This window comes from Rhizobium aethiopicum (genome assembly GCF_900094625.1).
Taxonomy (GTDB): Bacteria; Pseudomonadota; Alphaproteobacteria; order Rhizobiales; family Rhizobiaceae; genus Rhizobium; species Rhizobium aethiopicum.
Map to the genome: position 1 here is coordinate 76,799 of NZ_FMAJ01000004.1, position 23,019 is coordinate 99,817.

Consider the following 23,019-nt stretch of genomic DNA (forward strand, 5'->3'; position numbering starts at 1 on the left):
ATTATTCGGAGGCACTTTGAACCTGCCGCAACCCGCGCTACATATTTCAGCGGGAGGATTGCCATGTTCGATTTTTCGCTCGGCGAAACCGCGGATGCGATCCGCGACACGACGGCGCGATTTGCCGCCGACCATATTTCTCCGCTGGCTGCGGAGATCGACGAAAGCAACACGTTTCCACGCCAGCTCTGGCCTCAGATGGGCGCACTCGGCCTGCATGGGATCACCGTTGAGGAAGAGTTCGGCGGCGCCGGTCTCGGTTATCTCGAGCATGTCGTCGCCATGGAGGAGGTCTCGCGCGCCTCGGCTTCGGTCGGCTTAAGCTACGGCGCCCACTCCAATCTCTGCGTCAATCAGATCCGCCGCTGGGCCTCGCCGGAGCAGAAACGCCGCCATCTGCCGAAACTGATTTCCGGCGAACATGTTGGCTCGCTCGCCATGTCGGAGGTTGGCGCCGGCTCCGATGTCGTCTCAATGCGGTTGCGTGCAGAGCAAAAGGGCGACCGCTATATTCTGAACGGTACGAAGTTCTGGATCACCAATGCGCCGCATGCCGATGTGCTCGTCGTCTATGCCAAGACCGATCCGGCCGCCGGCCCGAAAGGCATTTCCGCCTTCATCATCGAAAAAGGCCTGCCCGGCTTCAGCGTCTCTAACAAGCTTTCCAAGCTCGGCATGCGCGGCAGCGACACGGCCGAACTGGTCTTTCAGGATTGCGAGGTACCGGCCGAGGCACTGATGGGACGGGAGGGACAAGGCGTAAAAATCCTGATGTCCGGCCTCGATTACGAACGCGCCGTGCTTGCCGCTGGCCCACTCGGCATCATGCAGGCCTGTCTCGACGTGGTGCTACCCTATGTGCGCGAGCGCAAGCAGTTCGGCAAGGCGATCGGCGACTTCCAGCTGATGCAGGGCAAGATTGCCGACATGTATGTGGCACTGAATTCGGCCCGCGCCTATGTTTATTCCGTGGCGCGGGCCTGCGATGCCGGCCGCGCGACACGCACTGATGCGGCCGCCGCGATCCTTTTTGCCAGCGAGAATGCCGTGAAGGTGTCGCTGGAAGCAATCCAGGCGCTTGGCGGCGCCGGCTATACCAAGGAATGGCCGGTCGAGCGCTTCCTGCGCGACGCCAAGCTCTACGATATCGGGGCCGGCACGAATGAAATCCGCCGCTATCTGATCGGTCGGGAGCTCATTTCCTCATGACGGTGATTTCGACTGCGATCGATCGCGACAGCGAAAGCTTCAAAGCCAATACCGCCAAGAACAAGGCCCTCGTCGCCGAGCTCTACGAACGTTCAGGCAAAGCGCGCGAGGGCGGATCACAGACGGCGCGCGAGCGCCATACCGGCAAGGGCAAGCTCCTGCCGCGTGACCGCATCCAGTTGCTGCTCGACGCCGGCAGCCCTTTCCTGGAAATCGGCGCGCTGGCCGCCAACGGCATGTATGGTGGCGAGGCGCCGGGCGCCGGCATCATCGCGGGCATCGGCCGCGTTTGCGGTCGCGAGGTGATGATTGTCGCCAATGACGCGACGGTGAAAGGCGGCGCCTATTACCCGCTGACGGTGAAGAAGCATCTCAGGGCGCAGGAGATCGCCCTGCAGAACCGGCTGCCCTGCCTCTATCTGGTCGATAGCGGCGGCGCCAATCTTCCGCATCAGGCCGAAGTCTTTCCAGACCGCGACCATTTCGGCGCGATCTTCTACAACCAGGCGCAGATGTCCGCCGAAGGCATTCCGCAGATCGCCTGCGTCATGGGAAGCTGCACGGCCGGTGGTGCCTATGTGCCCGCCATGTCTGATGAGACGGTAATCGTGCGCAATCAGGGCACGATCTTCCTTGCCGGCCCCCCGCTGGTCAAAGCCGCGACCGGCGAGATCATCTCGGCCGAAGAGCTCGGAGGCGCAGAGACCCATGGTCGCCGTTCCGGCGTCGTCGATCATGTCGCCGAAAATGATGAGCATGCGCTGCTTCTGGTGCGCGATATCGTCGCCAGCCTCAACAGCGTCAAATCGGTCGATATCGACATCCAGCCTCCGCGGCCGCCGAAGCTCGACGTCGACGACCTCCACGGCATCATTCCGGACGATGTGCGCTCGCCCTATGACGTGCGCGAGGTGATCGGCCGGATCGTCGACGGCTCCGAACTGCACGAGTTCAAGCCGCTCTACGGCACCACGCTCATCTGCGGCTTCGCCCGCATCTGGGGCATGCCGGTCGCCGTCATCGCCAATAACGGCGTGCTTTTTTCCGAAAGCGCACTGAAGGGCGCGCATTTCATCGAGCTCGCCTGCCAGCGCCGCGTGCCGCTGCTGTTTCTGCAGAACATCTCCGGCTTCATGGTCGGCGGCCGCTATGAGGCCGGCGGCATCGCCAAGGATGGGGCAAAGCTGGTGACGGCGGTCGCCACCGCGACCGTGCCGAAGATCACCGTCATCATCGGCGGCAGCTTCGGCGCCGGCAATTACGGCATGTGCGGCCGCGCCTATCGCCCGCGTTTCCTCTTCACCTGGCCAAACAGCCGCATCAGCGTCATGGGCGGTGAACAGGCGGCCTCCGTGCTCGCCACCATCCGCCGCGATGCGCTGGAGGCGCGCGGAGAGAATTGGCCGGCCGATGAGGAGGAAGCTTTCAAGGCGCCGATCCGCGCCGGCTACGAGGCGGAGGGCAGTCCCTATTATGCCACCGCCCGCCTCTGGGACGACGGCATCATCGATCCCAGCCAGACGAGGGATGTACTCGGCCTTGCTTTCTCAGCCTGCCTGAATGCACCGATCCCGAAAGCGCCGCGCTTCGGCCTGTTTCGAATGTGAGGCGGCAATGATGGAAAGCCTGCTCATCGCCAACAGAGGCGAAATCGCCCGCCGCATCATCCGCACGGCAAAGACCGCCGGCATCCGCACCATCGCTGTCTATTCCGAGGCCGATGCCGGCCTGCCCTTCGTCAAAGAAGCCGACGAAGCGATCGCCATCGGGCCACCGCCGGCCCGCGAAAGCTATCTGTCGCAGGAGCGTATCCTGGAAGCCGCCCGCAAAACCGGCGCGGCCGCCATCCATCCTGGCTATGGTTTCCTGTCTGAGAATGCCGAATTTGCCGAAGCGGTCGAGAAGGCCGGCATCATCTGGGTCGGCGCGCCCCCGTCCGCAATTCGGGCGATGGGGCTGAAGGACGCCGCAAAGGAACTGATGCAGGCAGCCGGCGTGCCGGTCACGCCCGGTTACCTCGGGCCGGACCAGAGCCAGGAAAAGCTCGCCGCCGAGGCTGCGGCCATCGGTTTTCCCGTCCTCATCAAGGCCGTCGCCGGCGGCGGCGGCAAGGGCATGCGCCGCGTCGACCGCCCGCAGGATTTCAGCGAGCTGCTTTCCTCCTGCCGCCGCGAGGCAGCCGCTTCCTTCGGCGATGATCGCGTCCTGATCGAGCGCTATATCGCCAATCCGCGTCATATCGAGGTGCAGGTTTTTGCCGACCAGCACGGCAACTGCGTCCACCTCTTCGAACGCGACTGTTCGCTGCAGCGCCGGCACCAGAAAGTCATCGAGGAAGCCCCAGCGCCTGGGATCGATACCGCCACCCGGGCGGCGATCTGCGATGCAGCGGTGAAGGCGGCAAAAGCGGTGAACTATGTCGGCGCCGGCACGATCGAATTCATCGCCGATGCCTCTCAAGGTCTGCGTCCCGACCGGATCTGGTTCATGGAAATGAACACACGTCTGCAGGTGGAACACCCCGTGACCGAAGCAATCACCGGCGAGGATCTGGTGCTCTGGCAATTGACGGTCGCAAGCGGCGAGCCGCTGCCGAGAAGCCAGGGCGAAATCACCATGAGCGGCTGGGCCATCGAAGCCCGGCTCTATGCCGAAAATCCCGCCGCCGGCTACCTGCCCTCGACCGGAAGGCTCGAACATCTGAAACTTCCGAAAACAGTCCGGGTCGATAGCGGCGTCGAACAGGGCGACGAGATCACCGCCTTTTACGATCCGATGATCGCCAAGATCATCGCGCACGGGCCGAACCGGGAGGCCGCACTGTCGAGGCTCGCCGCCGCCTGTGCCGGCATCGAGGTCTGGCCGGTCAGATCCAATGCCGGCCTTCTCGCCCGCGTCGCCGCCGACCCCGATTTTCGCGCCGCCCGGATCGATACCGGCTTCCTCGACCGCCACGGTGAAAGCCTTGTGGCGACGGAGCCGGATGAGACGGCAATCGACAAAGCGGCAACGGCACTTTCGAAGGCCGCGAACGGGGATCCCTGGTCGGTGCTGACCGGTTTTCGCATCGCCGGGCCAGGCGACGGCCGCGTTCGGGTGCGCATCGACGGCCACCTCCACTGGGGGCGCGTGCGCCCCGACCTTGAGGCGAATTCCGTCGAGGTCGACGAGAAGACCGTGCTTTTCGACGCCGGCAATGCCTGGCCGATCGGCCTGCCCCATGCGGGCGAGGTCGAGGCAAGCCAGGGTTCGGGCGACGGCGCCATCCTTTCGCCCATGCCCGGACTCGTCATATCGGTCGATGTCGCCGAAGGCGACACTGTTGCCAAGGGGGATCGTCTGCTGACGGTTGAAGCAATGAAGATGGAACATACGCTGCGCGCGCCCTTCGACGGCATCGTTGGGAAATTGCAGGTTTCCACGGGGGGCCGGGTTTCGGAAAACCAGCTTGTTGTCACCGTGATGAAGGAGCAAGCGTGATGGCCGGCCGCTATTTCGACGAATGGACAGTCGGCGACCGCATCGCCCACGAGATCCGCCGCACGGTCACCGAGACCGATAACCTGCTGTTCACCACGCTTTCCCACAATCCGCAGCCGCTGCATCTCGATGCCGATTATGCCACCGGCACCGAGTTCGGCCGGATCGTCGTCAACGGCACTTTCACCTTTGCGCTCACCATCGGCCTGTCGGTCGGCGACACCACGCTTGGCACGCTCGTCGCCAATCTCGGCTATGACAAGGTGACGATGCCGAAGCCGGTTTTCATCGGCGATACGCTGCGGGTGGAAACCGAGGTGACGCAGCTGCGCCGCTCGAACTCCCGCCCCGATGCCGGCATCATCACTTTCGGGCATGTCACGTTGAACCAGCGTGACGAGATCGTCTGCCAATGCCTGCGCACGGCGATGCTGAAGGTCAAGCCGTCATGAGGCTGCGCTCGCTGCTTTTCGTGCCCGGCGACCGGCCGGAGCGTTTCGAAAAGGCGCTCGCCTCGGGCGCCGATGCCGTCATTCTCGATCTGGAAGATTCGGTCGCGCCTACCAATAAGCCAAGAGCAAGGGCGGCTGTACACGAATTCGCCCTCGCCCATACCGGCGAGACCGCTCTGCTGATCCGCGTCAATCCCCTCACCTCCCCCGAATTCGAAGCCGATCTTGCCGCCCTGAACGACCTTCATCCTTTCGCCGTCATGCTGCCGAAAGCCGAGGGTGCCGCTTCCGTGCTCACGCTCGCAGGCGCGCTTGCCTCCGCCATTCCCATCCTGCCGATCGCGACCGAAACGCCGTCGGCGATCTTCGAGATCGGCAGCTACCGCGAGGTCTCGGCGAACCTTTGCGGTCTGACCTGGGGCGCCGAAGATCTGCCCGCCGCGATCGGGGCTTCGACCGCGCGACGGACGGACGGCCGTTATACCCCGCCTTACGAGCTTGCCCGCTCGCTGACCCTATTCGCAGCCCATGCCGCCGCCGTTCCGGCAATAGAAACCGTCTATCCGGATTTTCGCGATCTCAGCGGTCTCAGGGCCTACCTCGGCCGCGCCCGGCGCGACGGTTTTTCCGGCATGATGGCCATTCATCCAAGTCAGGTCGAAGCAATCAATCACGCTTTCACGCCTGACGCCTCCGAGGTCGCCTGGGCCGAGAAAGTCGCCGCCGCCTTTGCCGCCAGGCCAGACGCCGGCGTCATCCAGCTTGACGGACGCATGCTTGACCTGCCGCATCTCAAACTTGCGCTGCGCATTCTGGAAAGCGCCGGACAATAGGCCGAAGCTACGGCGAATTAGCCCGACTTTGCCGTTTGCCTGGAGGCTGCCTGCTCCGGCTCCAGGTAACCGGCGCCGATGGCGACATAGAGGTCCACATAATCCTTCGCGACCTGCTGCACGGTGGTTGCAAGGCTTTCCTGAGCATCTGAGACCGACCGCTGCGCGTCCAGAACGTCGAGCAGCGACGAGGCGCCATCCTTGTAGCTCGTGGTCGAAAGCGCCAGTGCTTCCTGCGCGGTCTGCACCTGTCTGCGCAACGGTCCCAGCGTCTGCGTATCGTGGCGAACGGCCGCAAGCGCATTCTCGACCTCTTCGACTCCGTTCAGCACCGTCGCCTTCCACGCGAGATATTGAGTTCTGGCATCGGATTTCTCGATATCGACATTGGCCCGCAACTTGCCGCCATCGAAAATCGGCAGGTTGAGCGTCGGTCCGAACGACCAGCTGGTCAGGCTTGCGCCGCTCGCGCCCGAGGATTTGACCCAGCTCGGCGAAATCGAGCCGGAGAGCGAGATAGACGGGTAGAGCTGGGCTTCGGCTGCACCGATATCGGCCACCGCCGCCGCAAGCTCGCGTTCGGCCTTTCTTATATCGGGACGGTTGCGAATGAGATCGGCCGGAATGCCGGCACGAATGTCGCCGCGGAAGACCGGCTGGCCTGCATTCTTGCGCAGCTCGTCCGTCAGCGAAGCCGCCGCCGGCATTCCGAGCAGAGTGGCAATGTGATGGGCCGATTCGGTAAAACTCTGTTCGAGGCCGGGAATGTCGGCCTTTGTCGACTGTACCAGGCCCTCGGCCTGAACGACGTCGAGGCGGGAGGCCGCACCGGCTTTCAGCTGCAGCTGCGTGAGTTCGTAAGTCTGCTGACGGGACTTCAAATTCGCCTGTGAGAGCGCAATCCGCTCCTGATAGTAGCGGGCGTCGATATAACTCTCGACCAGGTCTTTCAGAAAGGTGAGCTTCGCATTGTCGGCCGTCGCATAAGCGGCTCCGAGTGAAGCAATCGCGCTCTCCTTCGAGCGACGGTACTGGCCGAAGACGTCGAGCAGCCAGGACAGACCGACATCGCCGCCCGTCGTGTTCGTGGTGCCAACCGTCGTGCGCAGCCGCCCCTTTTCGCCGGACAGAGTATGCGATCCGTCGATCGTCAGACGCGGCAGAGCGCCGGCACCGGCAACCGTCACGTTGGCAGAAGCCGAATTGATGCTCTCGAGCGCCTGCAGCACATCGAGATTGTCGCTGAGGCCGTAAGCGACCAGCCCGTCGAGCTTCTTGTCGCGATAGGCCGTCCACCACTCTGCCGTCGCGACATCGCCGTTGCTCTTGTTACCCCCCTCCACGAATTTCGCGGGAAGCGGCATATCAGGGGGAACGTGATCGGGGCCGCTGACGCAGCCCGTCAGCAGCAGTGTGAAAGCGGATGCGGCGTAGCGGAGGGACGATAATCTTGTGCGAAGCGACGTACTCACGGGGAAGCCTCCGAACGGGGATCGTGGGTTCAGGCTTAGCGACGCCAGCGTTAATGGCGGTTAAGAAACTGTAAAGTTAGGTAAAACTCGGCAGAAGGGATCAGCGCTTTCTGGGAAGCTCCAGTGTGATCGCCAGCCCCCCCGCCTCCGGCAACGACGCATGCACACGCCCGCCATGGCGTTCGATAGCTTGCCTGGTGATGGCGAGGCCGAGGCCGTATCCGCCTCTCGGCACCGCCTCTTTCCCGCGTGAGAACGGCTGGAAGATCCGTTCGAGTTCGTCCCGTTTGACGCCTGGCCCCTGATCCGTGACGCAGATCTTGATGCGGTCGGCAGCTGTCTCGCAGGAGACGGATATGAACGAATGCTCGGCCGTGTATTTGACCGCGTTGCGAACGACATTTTCCAGCGCCCGGTAGATCAGCTCGCCTTCGACCTCGGCTCGGAAGACCCCCGCGACGCTCGTCGTGATCGAGACCTCCCGTGCCTGGGCTTCGAAGGCCGCATCACCGAGGATTTCATTCAACAACTCGATGACATCGACGGTCTGCGTCTTCAGCGGCAGGCCGGATCCCGCCGTCAGCCTGGCAAGCGTCAGAACCTCTCCCACCAGCACGTCGAGCCGTTCGACTTCCCGGTCCATGCGATCCAGCATGGCGCCAAGTTTGGCCGGACTCTGCCGGAGCACCCCGACGGCGGCCTGCAGCCGGGACAAAGGCGAACGCAGTTCATGAGAAACGTCGTGAAATAGCCTCTGCTGCGCGTCCTGAAGTTCCTGAAGCCGTGCGGCGCTCGAGTCGAAGTCATGGGCAAGCGCTGTCACCTCGTCCTTCCGGCCGGCCATCTTGTCGCCGATGCGGAAGTCGAAGCGGCCATGCGCAAGCGCGCTCAAGCCATCGCGCAAATGCACCACGGGCCGGATGAGGTATCGTGCCAGTGCCCAGGCGGATATCGTGCTGGAGATCAGGATCGTGAGCCACGGCAGAAACGGGCCAAAATTCTCGAAGGTGAAAGTGGGAGGGGCTGGCAGGAATATCCGATAGCAGATCCCCTCCTTCAGAACGGATCGCGTATCAGCCGCCTTCGGATCCGAACAGGCCTCGGGCTTAGCGGTTCTGGAAATGGTCAGACCGTGCGGCAGCGTCTCATCGCTTGAACGCACGAAATATGTTGCCGCGTCCTCGCCGTCCCTCGCAAGCACATTTGCGGTCAGGTTCAACGCGATCGAACGTCGCTCCTGTTCCAGTTCCCGCGCAAAAGGAACGCCCTGGAGAAAATTGACGAGCAGGATGATCACGCCGACCGTCGTGGTCAGCGCCAGCCAGATGATCGCGAAGAACTTCCAGAAAAGCCGGGGCATGGTCAGTCCACGAGAAGTTGATAGCCCTGGCCGCGAACGGACTGGATCCAGGATTGTCCGTCCTCCCTCAGTCCGAGCTTCTGACGTACGCTGCTGATATGGACGTCGATCCGGCGGTCGAACGGCGTGAGCGGCTTGCCGAAGGCCCGCTTCGAAATATCCTGTTTCGACACGAGCTGGCCGGCGCTGCGGGCGAGAACCTCGAGCAGGCTGAACTCTGTGCCGGTCAGATCAAGGGTTTCACCGCGCCACTCGGCAAGCCTGCTGCCCGGATGGATCACGAGTTGCCCCGCCCTGACCGTGTCGGTCGATACGCCTGCCGCCGGCTGACCTGCGCGGCGCAGGATAGCGCGTAGCCTCGCCGCAAGCTCGCCCGGCGAGCACGGCTTCGGCACATAATCGTCGGCGCCGAGATTGAGGCCCGATATCCGGTCCACATCATCGCCCCTGGCCGTCAGCATCAGAACGGGGACCTGGCTCAGTTTCCTGATCCTTTGAAGAACTTCGATCCCGTTCATGCGGGGCATCATGATGTCGAGCACGATGATGTCGACCGTATTACCGGCCGCCGCTGCAATGGCGGCGCGGCCATCCGTGTCCGTTACGACATCATATCCTTCTTCGACCAGATACTCCTGCAGAAGCGTCGTCAGCTCCGCATCGTCGTCGATCAGGAGAACCTTGTTCATTCGCGTTATCCGTTATCAATCGGGCAAGCCATACAGCACAACCGAACTCATGCGGTAAGTTTTACCCAACTTAACACTAACTTGACCGCACTTAACGTTCGCCCCGGTACTTATCCTGCCATGACATCGTCGGCGCGATGAAACCCGGTTGCCGTGCATGAGCGGCAATCCCTCAGTCTGCGCCGATCGGGAAAGGCACTGATGCCTTGACCACAAGGAGTGCATCGTTGAGAAAACCGTCCAGACTGATCGCCGCCACCGTGGTTGCGGCTGCGCTTGTCTCACCCGTGCGCGCGGAACAGGCCGCGGCAACCGCCCTCACCGTCTCTCTCACGGCGCCGGCGCAGCGGGACTGGCCGGAAACCGTTCCGGCGAGCGGGTGGCTGAAACCATGGCAGGAAGCCGTCATCGCCTCCGAGACGAGCGGGTTGCGTATAACCGATGTTCTGGTCGATGTCGGATCCGTGGTCACGAAGGGCCAGACACTCGTCCGGCTTTCCCAGGAGAGCGTGCTTGCCGATCTTCGCAAGCAGGAGGCCGCCGTCGCGACCGCCAAGGCAAGCCTTTCGAAGGCCAAAGCCAATGCCGACCGGGCGCGGCAGCTGCAGCCCTCGGGGGCGCTCTCCGACGAGAAGATCGTCGAATATCTCGCCGACGAACAGACGGCGACGGCAAGTCTTGCGTCAGAAGAGGCCGCGCTCGACAGCGAAAAGATCAAGCTTGCGCAGACGACCATTATGGCCGTCGACGACGGTCTCATCACCTCGCGTTCCGCCGATCTCGGTGCTGTCGTCTCCGCCGGCACCGAATTGTTCCGCATGGTTCGCCAGCAGCGGATCGAGTGGCAGGCCGAGGTTTCCTCGCGTTACCTCCCGCGCATTTCAGAAGGCCTGAGCGTCAAGGTCAACGGGCCGGAAGGCCACGCCATCGAAGGCAAGGTGAGACTTGTCGGGCCATCGGTCAGCACCGACACCAGCCGGGCAATCGTCTATGTCACGCTGCCGGGCGACGCCCGTCCGCGCACGGGCCTTTATGTCACGGGCGACATCGAGCTCGAGACCTCGCCCGCTCTGACCGTGCCCGAGACCGCAATCGTGTTCCGGGATGGGATCAGTTACGTCTTCACCGCAGGCGAGGATCAACGGGTGCAAAGGGTCCGGGTGGAAACCGGCCGTCGCAACAATGGCGAGGTGGAAATCGTCTCGGGCATGGATCGCACATCGAAGGTGGTGACCTCGGGCGGCGCGTTCCTCTCGGACAATGATCTCGTGAAGATCGCGGAGAAAAACTGATGAATTTTTCGGCATGGTCGATCCGCAACCCTGTCCCCGCAATATTGCTGTTTGTGATGCTGACCGCCGGGGGGCTGCTCGCCTTCAAGAAACTGGCGGTTCAGAACTTCCCCGACATGGATCTTCCGACGATCAGCGTCACGGCGACGCTCGACGGCGCAGCGCCGACACAGCTCGAGACCGAGGTCGCCCGCACCATCGAAGACAGCCTCGCCGCCTTGAGCTATCTCGATCATATCGCCACGACCATCACCGACGGCAGTGTTTCGATCAAGATTTCCTTCAAGCTGGAGAAGGACAGCGAAGCGGCGCTCAACGAAGTCCGCAATGCCGTCGACAGCGTAAAGGGCGATCTTCCGGCGCAGATGGAGACGCCTGTCGTCACCAAGGTTACGGTGCAGAGTTCGGCATTGGTCACCTATGCCGTCCGCTCGACTGCTCTCAACGAAACCGAGCTTTCGTGGTTTATCGACAATGATCTGACCAAGGCGCTGCTGTCGGTGCCCGGCGTCGGGGAAGTCAACCGCATCGGCGGGATCGACCGCGAAGTTCACGTGGATCTCGATCCCGCGACAATGGCGTCGCTCGGGGTCACGGCAGCGACCGTGTCGTCGCAGCTGAAGGCCGTGCAGGCGGATACGTCAGGCGGTCTCGGCGAAATCGGCGGCACTCGGCAAACCTTGCGCACGCTCGGCGCCGTAGCCTCGGTCGACGATCTGAAGGGGCTCAGAATTCCCCTGGCCAACGGCCAGCAGGTTCGTCTCGACGACGTCGCATCCGTCACCGACAGTTTCGCGGAGCGGTCTTCGATGGCCTATCTCGACGGAAAACCGGTGATCGCCGTCGAGATCAAGCGCTCGAACGGTTTTTCCGACAGCGGTGTCGCCGGCGGTGTCGACAAGGCCATGAAACAGTTTGCCGCAAAACATTCCAATGTCCAGATCGACGAAGCCTACAGCACGATCGGGCCGATCATCGACAACTACGATGGTTCGATGCACATGCTGTACGAAGGGGCGATCCTGGCGATCATCGTCGTCTGGCTCTTCCTTCGCGACTGGCGCGCGACGATCCTGTCGGCCGTGGCGCTGCCCTTGTCCGTGATCCCGACCTTCCTCGTCATGTACCTCTGCGGCTTCAGCCTTAATATCATCACGCTGCTGGCGCTGTCGCTGGTGGTCGGCATCCTCGTCGACGACGCCATCGTCGAGATCGAGAATATCGCCCGCCACCTGCAGATGGGCAAGCGGCCGATCGATGCCGCCCTCGAAGCCGCCAACGAGATCGGGCTCGCCGTCATCGCAACCACCTTCACGCTGGTCGCGGTCTTCCTGCCGACGGCCTTCATGAGCGGTATTCCGGGACTTTTGTTCCGCCAGTTCGGGGTCACGGCCGCCGTCGCCGTTCTCGCCTCGCTCGTCGTTGCCCGCCTGCTGACGCCGATGATGGCAGCCTATTTCATGAAGGCCGCCACTCCGACGGAGGAAAAGGATGGGCGCATCATGCGCGCCTATCTGGCAATCGTGAAAGCCGCCATGAATCGCCGGAAGATCACCGTGGCCGTGACTGCCATTGTGGTCGCGCTTTCTCTCTCCACCATTCCGCTGCTGAAATCCGGCTTCCTGCCGGCTTCGGACGACGCGCGCACCCAGATCACCCTGACCATGCAGCCGGGAGCTACGATCGAACAAACGGACGCCGCGACCAGGAAGGCCGCCGATCTCGTCGGCAAACTCGAGAACGTCACGCATGTCCTTTCCTCTGTCGGGTCCTCATCCTCCGGCGGCGCCGTCGATGGTTCCACCACGAGTAGCGTCGGATCCGCGACGATCGTCGCCGTGCTGTCGCCGATCGGCGAGCGTGACCGCAAGCAGTCCGAAATCGAAAACGACATCCGGCAGGCTCTGTCGGTCCTTCCCGGCGTGCGGGTCGCAGTCGGCAATGGCGCCAACGGCACCAAGCTGGAGATCACCTTTGCCAGCGACGACGCCAACGCCCTCGACAGCGCGAGCACGGCGCTCGAGGAGCAGCTTCGCACGCTGAACGGAATCGGAGCGGTAACATCGACCGCGGCAAGGCAAGCGCCGGAGATCCAGATCACCCCCGACTTCGCGCGCGCGGCCGCGCTTGGGGTGACGTCGAGCGCCATTGCCGAGGCCGCGCGCGTGGCGACGAACGGCGAATATTCCGCCAGTCTGCCGAAGCTCAACCTGCCGCAGCGCCAGGTTCCGATCGTCGTCCGCTTCAGCCCGGAGTCGCGCACCAGCCTTGACGATATCAAGAGCATGCGGGTGGCGGGCACGAACGGCAATGTCGATCTCGGATCGATCGCCGATATCCGGATTGGCGGCAGCCCCTCCGAAATCGACCGCATCGACCGGATGCGTAACGTCACCCTATCGGTCGAACTCAACGGCCGCATCCTCGGCGACGTCAATCGCGAGGCTCAGGCGCTGCCGGCGCTCCAGCATCTGCCCTCGGGCGTCACACTTGTCGAGCAGGGCGAACTTCAGCGCAGCTCGGAACTGTTTCAGAGCTTCGCGCTGGCAATGGCGATCGGCGTCTTCTGCATCTACGCGGTCCTTGTCCTGCTCTTCCATGATTTCCTGCAGCCGCTCACTCTGCTGATGGCTCTGCCGCTCTCGCTCGGCGGTGCGCTCGTGCCACTGGTGGTGACCGGGACCAGCTTCTCGCTGGCCGCCGTCATCGGGCTGCTCATGCTGATGGGCGTGGTGACGAAGAACTCGATCCTGCTGATCGAATACGCGATCATGTCGCGCCGCCAGGGCATGTCCAGGTTCGATGCACTCGTGGATGCCTGCCACAAGCGCGCGCGGCCGATCGTCATGACTACCATCGCGATGGCTTGCGGCATGCTTCCGGTCGCTCTCAGCCTGACCGGCGGCGATTCGAGCTTCCGGCAGCCGATGGCGATCGTGGTGATCGGCGGCGTGATGATGTCGACGCTGCTCAGCCTCGTCGTCATCCCCGTCATCTTCACCTTCGTCGACGACCTGGACGAGGCGCTCAAACGGTTGCTGCTCCGGATCGGTCTGGTCCAGGAGATCGGCGAGGATAAACCGCAGGCCTCTAACGATCACGCGGCCATCGCCTTCCAGCCCGAGCAATCAAGGCGGGGGCACGCTCAGAGATGATCTCCGCTCGCCCAATCGATTGGGCAGACGGTCCCGCACCGGGCAACGGTCGGTGACGGCAGCCTCTTCGGTGGAGTTCCTCCCCAGGAACAAAGCCGCGGGACGTGTTCCCCCGCAGGCGGCCACAAGCCGCCTGCGCGTCCTGCTATGCGTTCGACAATGGCTCCATCGCTTCGAAATTCGGGCAAGGTGCCGCTGGTGGCCGATCGCCCCCGGAGCGAAGCGATTACAATCCGGCCGTCGCGGATCGAATAGTAGCGGCCTTGCCCCGTGCTCGCGAAAACACATGGAGGCCTGCTCGCATCTTGGCGCTTTTTCGCTACCTGCCTGGGGGCCTGCGTCCCCAGACAATTCGTTAATTCGAAGTGGCTAATATATCGAAGAACTTCATCGTGATATTCAGTGGTTTTCGGCTGCGTGCGGCTGTAACACGGAGGGTAAGATGTTTGGATTGAGCGTTCGGCTCGCATTTCTAGCCGCTTGTGCGTTGGAGCTACCGGCGAGCATGGCAGCAGCGGCCGATGATCCGCAGATTGCGCGCGGCGAATATCTCGTCACGATCGGCGGGTGCAACGACTGCCACACACCGGGATATTTCTTCGGAAAGCCGGACACCGATCGATTTCTCGGTGGATCGGATGTTGGCTTTGAGATCCCGGGCCAGGGGGTTTTTGTCGGCCGCAACATTACGCCTGACAAGGAGACCGGCATCGGCAGCTGGACCAGGGAACAAATTGTGACTGCCCTTCAGTCCGGGCAGCGACCCGACGGTCGCGTCCTGGCGCCAATCATGCCATGGCATGCATTCGCGCAGCTCACCGAGGAGGACGTGACATCAGTTGCAGCGTACCTTCAAAGCTTGAAACCAGTAACTCATCAGGTCCCGGGACCTTTCAAGCCGGGGGAGAAGGTATCAACCTTTTTGTTCCGGATCTTGCCGCCAGGTGAAACCGCAGCCAGCGCGCCAAACTAGAAGTGACGGATGCTGCGATAAGGTGATGGAAGCAGGTAGTCTGCCGAGACTGCCATTGTCGCAGCACCCGAGAATGCTCGATCACTCGGTTCCCTTGGGAAATCACGGCCGATTCCCGGTGGTGGGAAGGTGTCATATTCTCGACGTCAAGCCGCTTCGTCGCGACGGACAGCCTGTCGCCGGAACGGCTTGAGGCCAGAACCAGGCTTGGAAAGGACAAGCATAAACTCCTTCGCATTGAGCCGCTGGAACTCGCCGGTCCCAACCAAGATTGGTCACCGCGGGACGTCTTTCTGCGCATGCGGCATCACGCCGCTTGCGTCCTGCCGTTCCTCGTCCAGCCGAACATGCGACTTCGCGACAGGTGTCACCGGCCGTGCTTGGCGCGCCAGGCGGCGAATTCCTCGAGATTGCGCGGCTGCGTCGCCGGATAGAGACCGATGATCGACTCGCCGGCCAGCACCCGCTCGGTCACGAAGTCCTCATAGGCGGTCATTTCTACAGCCTCCTCGGCAATCTCGTCGGCGAGTTCCGCTGGAATGACAATCACCGCTTCGTCGTCGCCGACCATGATATCGCCCGGCCAGACCGCCACGTCGCCGCAACCGATCGGCACATTGATGTCGAGCGCCTGGTGCAGGGTCAGGTTCGTCGGCGCCGAAGGACGGTTGTGATAGGCGGGGATCGCCAGGCCGCCGATCTCTGGACTGTCGCGAAAGCCGCCGTCGGTGACGACACCGGCCACCCCACGCACCATCAGCCGCGTGACGAGGATCGAGCCGGCGGAGGCGGCGCGCGGATTCTTGCGGCTGTCCATCACCAGCACGGCGCCCGGCGGGCAGCTTTCGACGCAGGCGCGCTGCGGGTGTTCCGGATTACGGAATACCTCGAGCTTGTTCAGGTCTTCGCGCGCCGGAATGTAGCGCAGCGTATAGGCCGGGCCGACCATATTGCGGCCTTTGCGGGCAACCGGCTGCACATCCTGAATGGTCTGGTTGCGCAGGCCGCGCTTGAAGAGCGCCGTGCTGATGGTGGCGACGCTGACCCGCATGAGTTTGTCGCGCGTGCTGTCCGAAAGTGTCGTCATGCATGTCCTCCTAGAAAATGTCCGGTTCTCCGGCTGCCGCTCCGAATTCCGGCAGCAGATAATCGAAATCGCATCCCTTGTCGGCCTGGCTGACATGGGAGGCATACATCCAGCCGTAGCCGCGGCCGAAACGATCCGCCGGCTTCATCCAGGCGGCGCGGCGCCGGATCAGCTCCGCCTCGTCGACCAGCATATCCAGCCGGCGGTTGGGGATGTCGATCCTGACGATGTCGCCGTTGCGCAGCAGAGCGAGCGGTCCGCCGACATGGGCCTCGGGCGCCACATGCAGCACGCAGGCGCCGTAGCTGGTGCCGCTCATGCGCGCATCCGACAGCCGCAGCATGTCGCGATGGCCTTGCTTCAGCAGCGCCTTCGGCATCGGCAGCATGCCCCATTCCGGCATGCCGGGGCCGCCGAGTGGTCCGGCATTGCGCAACACCATCACATGATCAGGCGTTACATCGAGCGTCTCGTCCTCGACCGCCGCCTTCATGTCGGGGTAACTGTCAAAGACCAGGGCCGGGCCTTGATGGACATGGAAGCGCGGGTCGCAGGCTACCGGCTTGATCACCGCGCCATCGGGCGCCAGATTGCCCTTGAGCACGGCAAGCGAGCCTTCCGGATAGATCGGGTTGGAAAGCGGCCGGATCACGTCGTCATTGTAGATCCTTGCATCGGCCAGTGCCGCCCCCAGCATTTCCCCCGAAACCGTCAATGCGTCGAGATCGAGCCGCTCGCGGATCTGCGACATCAGCGCCAGAAGACCGCCGGCATAGTAGAAATCCTCCATCAGATAGGTCTTTCCGGACGGACGGACATTGGCGATGACCGGAGTGACTCTGCCAAGCGCGTCGAGATCGTCGAGCGTCAGCGCGACCCCGCCCCTGCGCGCCATCGCCAGGAGATGGATGACGGCGTTGGTCGAACAGCCGGTCGCCATGGCGACCGTCGCGGCATTGCGAATGGCCGCTGGAGTGACGATCCGGTCCGGCGTCAGGTCTTCCCAGACCATTTCGACGATCCGCCGGCCGGTCTGGGCCGACATGCGGATATGATTGGCATCGGGCGCGGGAATCGAAGAGACCCCCGTCAGCGTCAGACCCATCGCATCGGCGATCGCAGTCATCGTCGATGCGGTGCCCATCGTCATGCAATGGCCGTAGGAGCGCGCGATACCGGCTTCAATGCCGGCCCATTGCTTGTCCGATATTGTTCCCGCGCGCCGCTCGTCCCAGTATTTCCATGCATCCGAACCGGAGCCGAGATGCTGACCAGCATAGTTGCCCCGCAGCATCGGCCCGGCCGGCAGGTAGATCATCGGCACGCCGGCGCTGAGCGCGCCCATGATCAGGCCCGGCGTGGTCTTGTCGCATCCGCCCATCAGCACCACGCCGTCGACAGGATGGGCGCGGATCTGCTCTTCGGTCTCCATCGCCAGGAGGTTGCGGTAGAGCATGGTCGTGGGCTTCATGAAGTTTTCCGACAGCGCCAGCGCAGGCATTTCCACCGGAAAGCCGCCCGCCTGCAGAACGCCGCGTTTCACGTCTTCGACGCGATGCTTGAAATGGGCGTGGCAGGGATTGAGGTCCGACCAGGTGGACAGGATGCCGATCAGCGGCTTTCCGCCCCAGTCACCAGCATCGTAGCCCATCTGCATGAGACGTGAACGATGGCCGAAGCCACGCAGGTCTTCGGATGCGAACCAGCGCGCCGATCGCAGCTCCCCCGGTGTCTTGACGGTTTTCAACGACATGCCGACCTGCCTCCGATATTGACATAGCTTGAAGTGTCCGAGGCCAGCAAGATACAGGCTCCGATCTGAACGTCCATCGCTGTCAAGAGAGCCGCTCCATCGCTTCGAAATCGGGCAAGGCGCCGCTGGCGTAGCCGATCGCCGTCAGCGAACCGATGGCGATCCGGCCATCGCGGATCGACAGGATCGGCCCATCGCCGCGTTGCTCGTAAAGATCCGGGTGGGCGGTAGCAAAGACAGCCTTTTCCGCCTGTGGCGCGCCCTGCATCCCGGCCACATAGTGATGACCGTTTCGCTCGACATGGGAGAGGCCGAGCAGCGAGGCCAGCGCCAGATCCTGTTGCACGGCAAGCCCGGCCTGACAGGTCAGATCCTCGCCCGAAAGAAACAGCCCCGGCTCCGTTCCCGTTCTGATGCGGATCGCCTTGATGAGCGAACGGTAAATGCCTTTGCAGGTCTTCGAGGAGACGCCGGTATAACCGAGCCCCTTGGCACGGGCGAAAGCGCCGTCGCCGTCGTCGCTCTCATCGATGAGGAAGGGCAGTCGGGCCCTCAGGTCCCCGAGCGGCGTTTCCATCGTGATCTCGCGCGAGAACGGCTGTTCGACAAAGGCGATAGCGGCGCGCAGCCTCGCCAGCCGCGGTGCTTCATCGATCCGCGCCAGTAAGGCGGCGAGCTGCTCGCCCGCAACGAACTGTTCGTTACCATCGACCGTCACCCGATAGTCGTTCAAGCGGTCCAGCACCGCGGCGATCCGGGCCAGGCGGTCGATATCGGCATCGATCGCTCCCGAAAGCTTGATTTTGAACCAGCGGTTGCCGTAACGCGCAATCACCGCCTCGAGACTTTGCGGCAAGCCGTCACCGATGGGATCGACGACATCGCTTTCGGTGATTGGGTCGAGAATTCCGATCGTATGCCGGGCTGCAATCGCGCCGGCAGGGCGAAGATCGGCAAGCATTGCCGACCCCGCATACGCATCGATATCCGCCGGCAGCATCGGGCCGCCGATACCGATGAGATTGCGGCGCACCGCATCGAAGAAGGAAATGCCCGCAAGGCGGCAATAGGCATCGAGCGCGGCGCGGGCAACAATTGAAGGGCCGAAGCCTGCTGCCAACGGATTTCCAGGCAGGCGCCGCACCGTCTCCAACTCGTTCAGACGGGCGGCGGCAAACAATGTTGCCGGCGCGGACGCTTCGAGCGAGGCAGCGGCCGCAACGCGGATCGAACCGCGCAATTGATCGACATTCTGCGCCGCCGTCAGCGCCGGGTTTTTGTCGAACCATTTCGGCACCATCATTTCGGCGGCAGCGCCGACGGCCGTCTTTCCCTGCTCATCCTCGACGCGCACCCTGAGAAATGCCTGCGGCGCCTTTTTAAGGGTGGCCGCGCCGAAACGGAACGGCAGGCGCAGGCTGATGTCGCGCTCGAAGGCGTCGATCTCGACAATTCTGATGCGCGGCGCCGTCACGGAACTTCCGATACTTTTGCCCATGTCATGCCATCCGGTCGAGCATGGAGCGCGACACTTCATGATGGAGCGGTTCTCCGCGCAGCAGCCGGCCGATCTCGTCCACCATGGCCTGTCCTTGAGCGAAATGCGCCTCGTCGGTGTGGCCGGCGGCATGCGGCGAAATGGTGACATTTGCGAGCGCGGGGTCGCGGAACGGGCTGTCCGGCGGCAGCGGTTCATTGTCGAAGACATCGAGAGCCGCCTCGATACGACCGGAGCGGATTTCGGCGAGCAGTGCTGCCTGGTCCACCAGTTCGGCACGCGCCGTGTTGATGAAGAGGGTGCCGGGGCGCAGCAGCGCCAATTCGTGGGCGCCGATCATGCGCCGCGTTTCGGGCAGGACGGGCGCATGCAGGGAAATCACATCACTTTGAGCCAGTGCCTCCTCCAGCGCAGTACAGAGGACGCCAAGTGCTGCGGCCTCCCTCTCGTCCAAATAGGGGTCGACGACGAGCACGCGGCAGCCAAAGGGGACGAGCAGGCGCATGACCGCCCGGCCGACATATCCGGCGCCGACGATGCCGACCGTTCGAGCTCCCAGCAATCTCTGCGGCACGGCGGCGCGGACGTCGAGCCATTCGCCGCCAGTGCGCAATTGGTGATGCAGCCGATGAATGCCGCGCATGGCGAAGAGCGCTTCGGCGACGACGAACTCGGCGACCGAGGCGGCGATTTTCGAGGCGGCATGGCTGACGCGAAGACCCTCCTCGAACAGACGCATGGGAATGAGTGTGCGAACGCTACCGGCCGAATGCGCGACGAGGGCAAGTTGCGGATGGCGCTGGCGCGTGGCGTCATCGAATGGCGGCGTGCGCCATCCCGTCAGACAGGCGGTAGCGCCCTCCAGCAAGTTGTCAACATCGGCGGTGTCGATCGTGGCGCTGGTCGGCCAGCGTATTTGGCCGAGGGAGTTCAGCTGGGTGACGGCGGCATCGTCCAGCATCATGCGGCGGGTCTTCTCGGTCAGAAGGACGGCAATGACGGAAGCCGGTTCGTTCATGGTTCTACTTTCCTCGCTGCGGCGACCAGGCGCCTGAGATAGGCAACATCGGCGCGGACCTTATCGAGCGCCTGTTGTCGGGGAATCCGGTATTGGGAATGCACCGACAGCACGCCGTCAAATCCGGTGGCGACCAGATGGGGGATGATTTCGTTCCAAGGCACCATGCCCTCGTCGAGCCCCTGCCAATCCGAATGCCATGCGCGATGACCCCCGGCGTCGTAAGTGCCGGGGAACCAGCCGCCGTTCTTGACGCCGATGCAGCAGGCCCACGGATCGAGAATGTCGAGGGTCACACGCCAGTCCTCGCTCCCCTCGCGAGACTGATTGGCCGGATCGGGATAGGCGCCAATCCTCCCGGGATCGCGCCCGCTGAGCAACGGCATCGCCAACGCGCCGGAGCTGTGCAGCGTGCCGCCATGAAGCTGGATGGTCAGTTTGATGCCGATCCTTTCGGCAAGCTGTTCAAAGCCGTCGAGGTCACGCCGCGCTTGATCGACCTGGACAGTCCAGCGCCGCGCCGGATCATACCGCCAGAAGCCGAGCCGGACCTGGCCGATGCCGGCTTCGCCGCAATAGAACAGAAGCCGTGACGTGGCATCGTCGGGCGTCGTTGCATCAGTAGTCGCCATCGGCATGCGCAGACCGGCCGCGGCAAAAAGCCTTGCGGCCTTGACGATCTCGTCAGGCCGGTCAGGGGAAACGGCGTGGCCGACGCGAACGAGAAGATCGGCACAATCGAACCCCAGCCCCGCCGTGATCTCCGCCGCCGTCTCGAGCGGCAGGCCCTCCAGGGTCTTGGTGAAATAGGCAATATCCATGATTTCCCTGCTCATCGGCTGGAAAGGCAAAGCTCGCTGCGGCGGCCGAATGCATCGCGGGCGCAAACCGCGTATTGCGCGCCGTCTGGCGGCGACATGTGCAGGAATGCCGTCGAGATCAGCGGCACGGGACTGGCTTTTTCGAATGTCTCGCCATCCCTGCTGACCAGGACATCATAAAAGATGGCTGGGCTCGCATCGCCGGCGGCCCAGAACAACATGCGCTCCTCCCGGCCGCCGAGACCAAGATAACGTTCGACGACAAGGCCTGTGGGCGCGGCCGGAGGTCTGCCGGGGTCGGGAACGACCAGCACCTGCGTCAGCGACGGCAGCGGCACGTCTAGATCGACGCTGAGCCGGCCTTCGCCGCACTCGATGGTGCTGATCGGGTGCAGCAAGGCGGGCTCCTGCGCCCGGCGCAGTTCGGCAAATTGCGCTTCGGTTGGCTCGGGCGGTGCGCCGACCGGCTCGAAGGGCCCGCGGGGATTGCTTTCGTCCCGCTGGGCCTCCCAGACCTCCATAGGATTGGTGAATTCCTCGTCGATGCGCAGCAGGCACAGAGCATGGCGGCCGGGAACCAGTCCGCTCACTTCGAGGCGCACGGCCGTCCGGCCAGAACGGTTGATGGCGTCGACGCTGTGGATGAGGCTGATTGAAACACCGCCGCTCGGCAGCCGTGTCGGCAGGATCGCCAGGCCGTCCTGGTCGGGCGTCAGCGGCGGCTCGGCCGTGACGTTGCAGACAGTGTCGCCAAGCGTTGCCAGCAATTCCATCGATGTGAGGCCGGGCTTCTTGATGAGGTCGAAGGGTGGCGCGCGCTCGACATCGGTGACCAGCGTCTCGAGATCGGTCTTATGCTCCCATTGCGCCTTGGTGAAATTGCGCGAACCGAAATAGGCAAAGACCGTGCGCTGGCTCCAGCCACCGATAAAAGCATGGTCATTGCTGAGGAAAGTGAAATTCGCTGCCTTCGGGGCGATGATCCGTCGGTCGTGCTGCTCGATGATGCGGGCAATGATGCCGGCGTAATAGGCCTTGCCGTGCCAGCTGTGATGATCGCTCCAGCCGAGCTGCGGATCGCATTCGTCGTTGACGATGGGTAGGCCCGCGAGCCGCGGATGATGCTCCTTGAGATAGTCGACGACGAGAAGCGTGCGGTCGACGATGGCTTGGGTTTTCGGGGTCAGGTCATCCTTGCTGCCGTTGACGCCCTTTTCGTGGATCGAAATATAGTCGAGGCGCGGCGGTCCCTCGCCGGTCAGGCAGCTCGTGCCGCTGTCGCAATGGGCCATCAGGGCGCGAAAGATCGGCGAGAGCGTACGGGCAGTGCCGGGCCCGCCCATAGGAAGGCCGGGATCGACGGCATCAAGCCCGGCGACGCAGGCGTCGTAATAATTGGTGTAGCCTTTGATCCCGTAGTTCCACCAGCCGGAGTCGGCCTCGTTCGTCGTTTCGAAATACCAGCTGCGCAACTCGTCCATGCCGTAACGCGCGCCGTAGCGCTCCGCCGTCGTCGTCACCAGATCTCGCCAGCGCCTGACCTGGTCCATGTCCTCATAATCGGTGAAAAGGCCCGAGGGATTGCCCATCAGTTCGAAGAACGGCTTCAGGCGGTGTTCGACCATCACGTCGAGCGCGCGGTCGAGCAGGGACCAGTCATAATCGGCGGCACCGGTCGAGCGCAGCAGATTGTAGAGATAGTGCACACGCAGGAAACGAATGCCTTCGTTCGGCAGCCCGCCCATATAGGCGAGCATCTGGCGCATCTCGGGTTCGAGCAGCAGTTCGGCCGGCGAAAAGCCGGTGCCGCGCCAGAACCGGTTGAAAGGGCGCACCGCCTCACCGGCGTCGACGTTTATTCGCGTACGTTCACGCATGGATCGTCTCTCCTCAAACGGGCAGTGTCCGCAAAGCGGCAGACGCCGGG

At 63.2% G+C, this 23,019-nt stretch carries 17 protein-coding genes; 8 read left to right on the plus strand and 9 right to left on the minus strand.

Annotated features, from left to right (window positions below):
• Positions 1-63 precede the first annotated feature (63 nt).
• From GA0061105_RS10155 to GA0061105_RS10175, 5 genes are read left to right on the plus strand one after another with little or no spacing between them, the layout of a single operon-like run.
• On the plus strand, positions 64-1,209 hold the full coding sequence (locus GA0061105_RS10155; RefSeq protein ID WP_092749887.1) for an isovaleryl-CoA dehydrogenase: 1,146 nt from the start codon (positions 64-66) through the stop codon (positions 1,207-1,209).
• Entirely contained in the window at positions 1,206-2,816 is a 1,611-nt protein-coding gene (locus GA0061105_RS10160) for a carboxyl transferase domain-containing protein (RefSeq protein ID WP_092749889.1), read from the plus strand. Before GA0061105_RS10155 ends, GA0061105_RS10160 begins: the two co-directional genes overlap by 4 nt.
• Positions 2,817-2,823: 7 nt before the next feature.
• Positions 2,824-4,689, plus strand: coding sequence for an acetyl/propionyl/methylcrotonyl-CoA carboxylase subunit alpha (locus GA0061105_RS10165; protein ID WP_092749891.1), 1,866 nt, complete (start codon positions 2,824-2,826; stop codon positions 4,687-4,689).
• Positions 4,689-5,141, plus strand: coding sequence for a MaoC family dehydratase (locus GA0061105_RS10170; protein WP_092749893.1), 453 nt, complete (start codon positions 4,689-4,691; stop codon positions 5,139-5,141). The genes GA0061105_RS10165 and GA0061105_RS10170 overlap by 1 nt, the downstream gene beginning before the upstream one ends.
• Entirely contained in the window at positions 5,138-5,974 is an 837-nt protein-coding gene (locus tag GA0061105_RS10175; protein WP_092749895.1) for an HpcH/HpaI aldolase/citrate lyase family protein, read from the plus strand. Before GA0061105_RS10170 ends, GA0061105_RS10175 begins: the two co-directional genes overlap by 4 nt.
• A 17-nt stretch (positions 5,975-5,991) precedes the next feature.
• Here GA0061105_RS10175 and GA0061105_RS10180 read toward each other — a convergent pair whose 3' ends face one another.
• The 3 genes from GA0061105_RS10180 to GA0061105_RS10190 form a co-directional block, all read right to left on the minus strand.
• Positions 5,992-7,446, minus strand: coding sequence for an efflux transporter outer membrane subunit (locus GA0061105_RS10180; protein WP_092749897.1), 1,455 nt, complete (start codon positions 7,444-7,446; stop codon positions 5,992-5,994).
• A 100-nt stretch (positions 7,447-7,546) separates the two neighbouring features.
• Positions 7,547-8,806, minus strand: a complete 1,260-nt coding sequence (locus GA0061105_RS10185) for a HAMP domain-containing sensor histidine kinase (protein WP_092749899.1) — start codon at positions 8,804-8,806, stop codon at positions 7,547-7,549.
• A 2-nt stretch (positions 8,807-8,808) separates the two neighbouring features.
• Complete coding sequence (locus GA0061105_RS10190; protein ID WP_092749900.1) at positions 8,809-9,495, minus strand: response regulator; 687 nt, start codon at positions 9,493-9,495, stop codon at positions 8,809-8,811.
• Positions 9,496-9,722: 227 nt separating this feature from the next.
• On the opposite strand from GA0061105_RS10190, the gene GA0061105_RS10195 reads away from it, so the two are divergent.
• The 3 genes from GA0061105_RS10195 to GA0061105_RS10205 all read left to right on the plus strand — a co-directional run bounded on the left by GA0061105_RS10195 (position 9,723) and on the right by GA0061105_RS10205 (position 14,915).
• Positions 9,723-10,787, plus strand: a complete 1,065-nt coding sequence (locus GA0061105_RS10195; RefSeq protein ID WP_092749902.1) for an efflux RND transporter periplasmic adaptor subunit — start codon at positions 9,723-9,725, stop codon at positions 10,785-10,787.
• Positions 10,787-13,942, plus strand: coding sequence for an efflux RND transporter permease subunit (locus GA0061105_RS10200; protein WP_092749904.1), 3,156 nt, complete (start codon positions 10,787-10,789; stop codon positions 13,940-13,942). The genes GA0061105_RS10195 and GA0061105_RS10200 overlap by 1 nt, the downstream gene beginning before the upstream one ends.
• Positions 13,943-14,384: 442 nt before the next feature.
• Entirely contained in the window at positions 14,385-14,915 is a 531-nt protein-coding gene (locus tag GA0061105_RS10205; protein WP_092749906.1) for a c-type cytochrome, read from the plus strand.
• 367 nt (positions 14,916-15,282) lie between these two features.
• Here GA0061105_RS10205 and GA0061105_RS10210 read toward each other — a convergent pair whose 3' ends face one another.
• The 6 genes from GA0061105_RS10210 to GA0061105_RS10235 form a co-directional block, all read right to left on the minus strand.
• Complete coding sequence (locus GA0061105_RS10210; RefSeq protein WP_092749908.1) at positions 15,283-16,002, minus strand: ribonuclease activity regulator RraA; 720 nt, start codon at positions 16,000-16,002, stop codon at positions 15,283-15,285.
• 10 nt (positions 16,003-16,012) lie between these two features.
• Positions 16,013-17,755 (minus strand): L-arabinonate dehydratase, encoded by a 1,743-nt coding sequence (araD, locus tag GA0061105_RS10215; RefSeq protein WP_245304255.1) that lies wholly within the window; start codon positions 17,753-17,755, stop codon positions 16,013-16,015.
• 82 nt (positions 17,756-17,837) lie between these two features.
• Positions 17,838-19,253, minus strand: coding sequence for an enolase-like domain-containing protein (locus GA0061105_RS10220; protein ID WP_092749910.1), 1,416 nt, complete (start codon positions 19,251-19,253; stop codon positions 17,838-17,840).
• 1 nt (position 19,254) lies between these two features.
• Entirely contained in the window at positions 19,255-20,271 is a 1,017-nt protein-coding gene (locus tag GA0061105_RS10225; protein WP_092749912.1) for a hydroxyacid dehydrogenase, read from the minus strand.
• Positions 20,268-21,092, minus strand: coding sequence for a sugar phosphate isomerase/epimerase family protein (locus tag GA0061105_RS10230; protein WP_092749914.1), 825 nt, complete (start codon positions 21,090-21,092; stop codon positions 20,268-20,270). Before GA0061105_RS10230 ends, GA0061105_RS10225 begins: the two co-directional genes overlap by 4 nt.
• A gap of 11 nt (positions 21,093-21,103) precedes the next feature.
• Positions 21,104-22,969: a GH39 family glycosyl hydrolase gene (locus tag GA0061105_RS10235; protein WP_092749916.1), complete on the minus strand. Its 1,866-nt coding sequence runs from the start codon at positions 22,967-22,969 to the stop codon at positions 21,104-21,106.
• Positions 22,970-23,019: the final 50 nt, after the last annotated feature.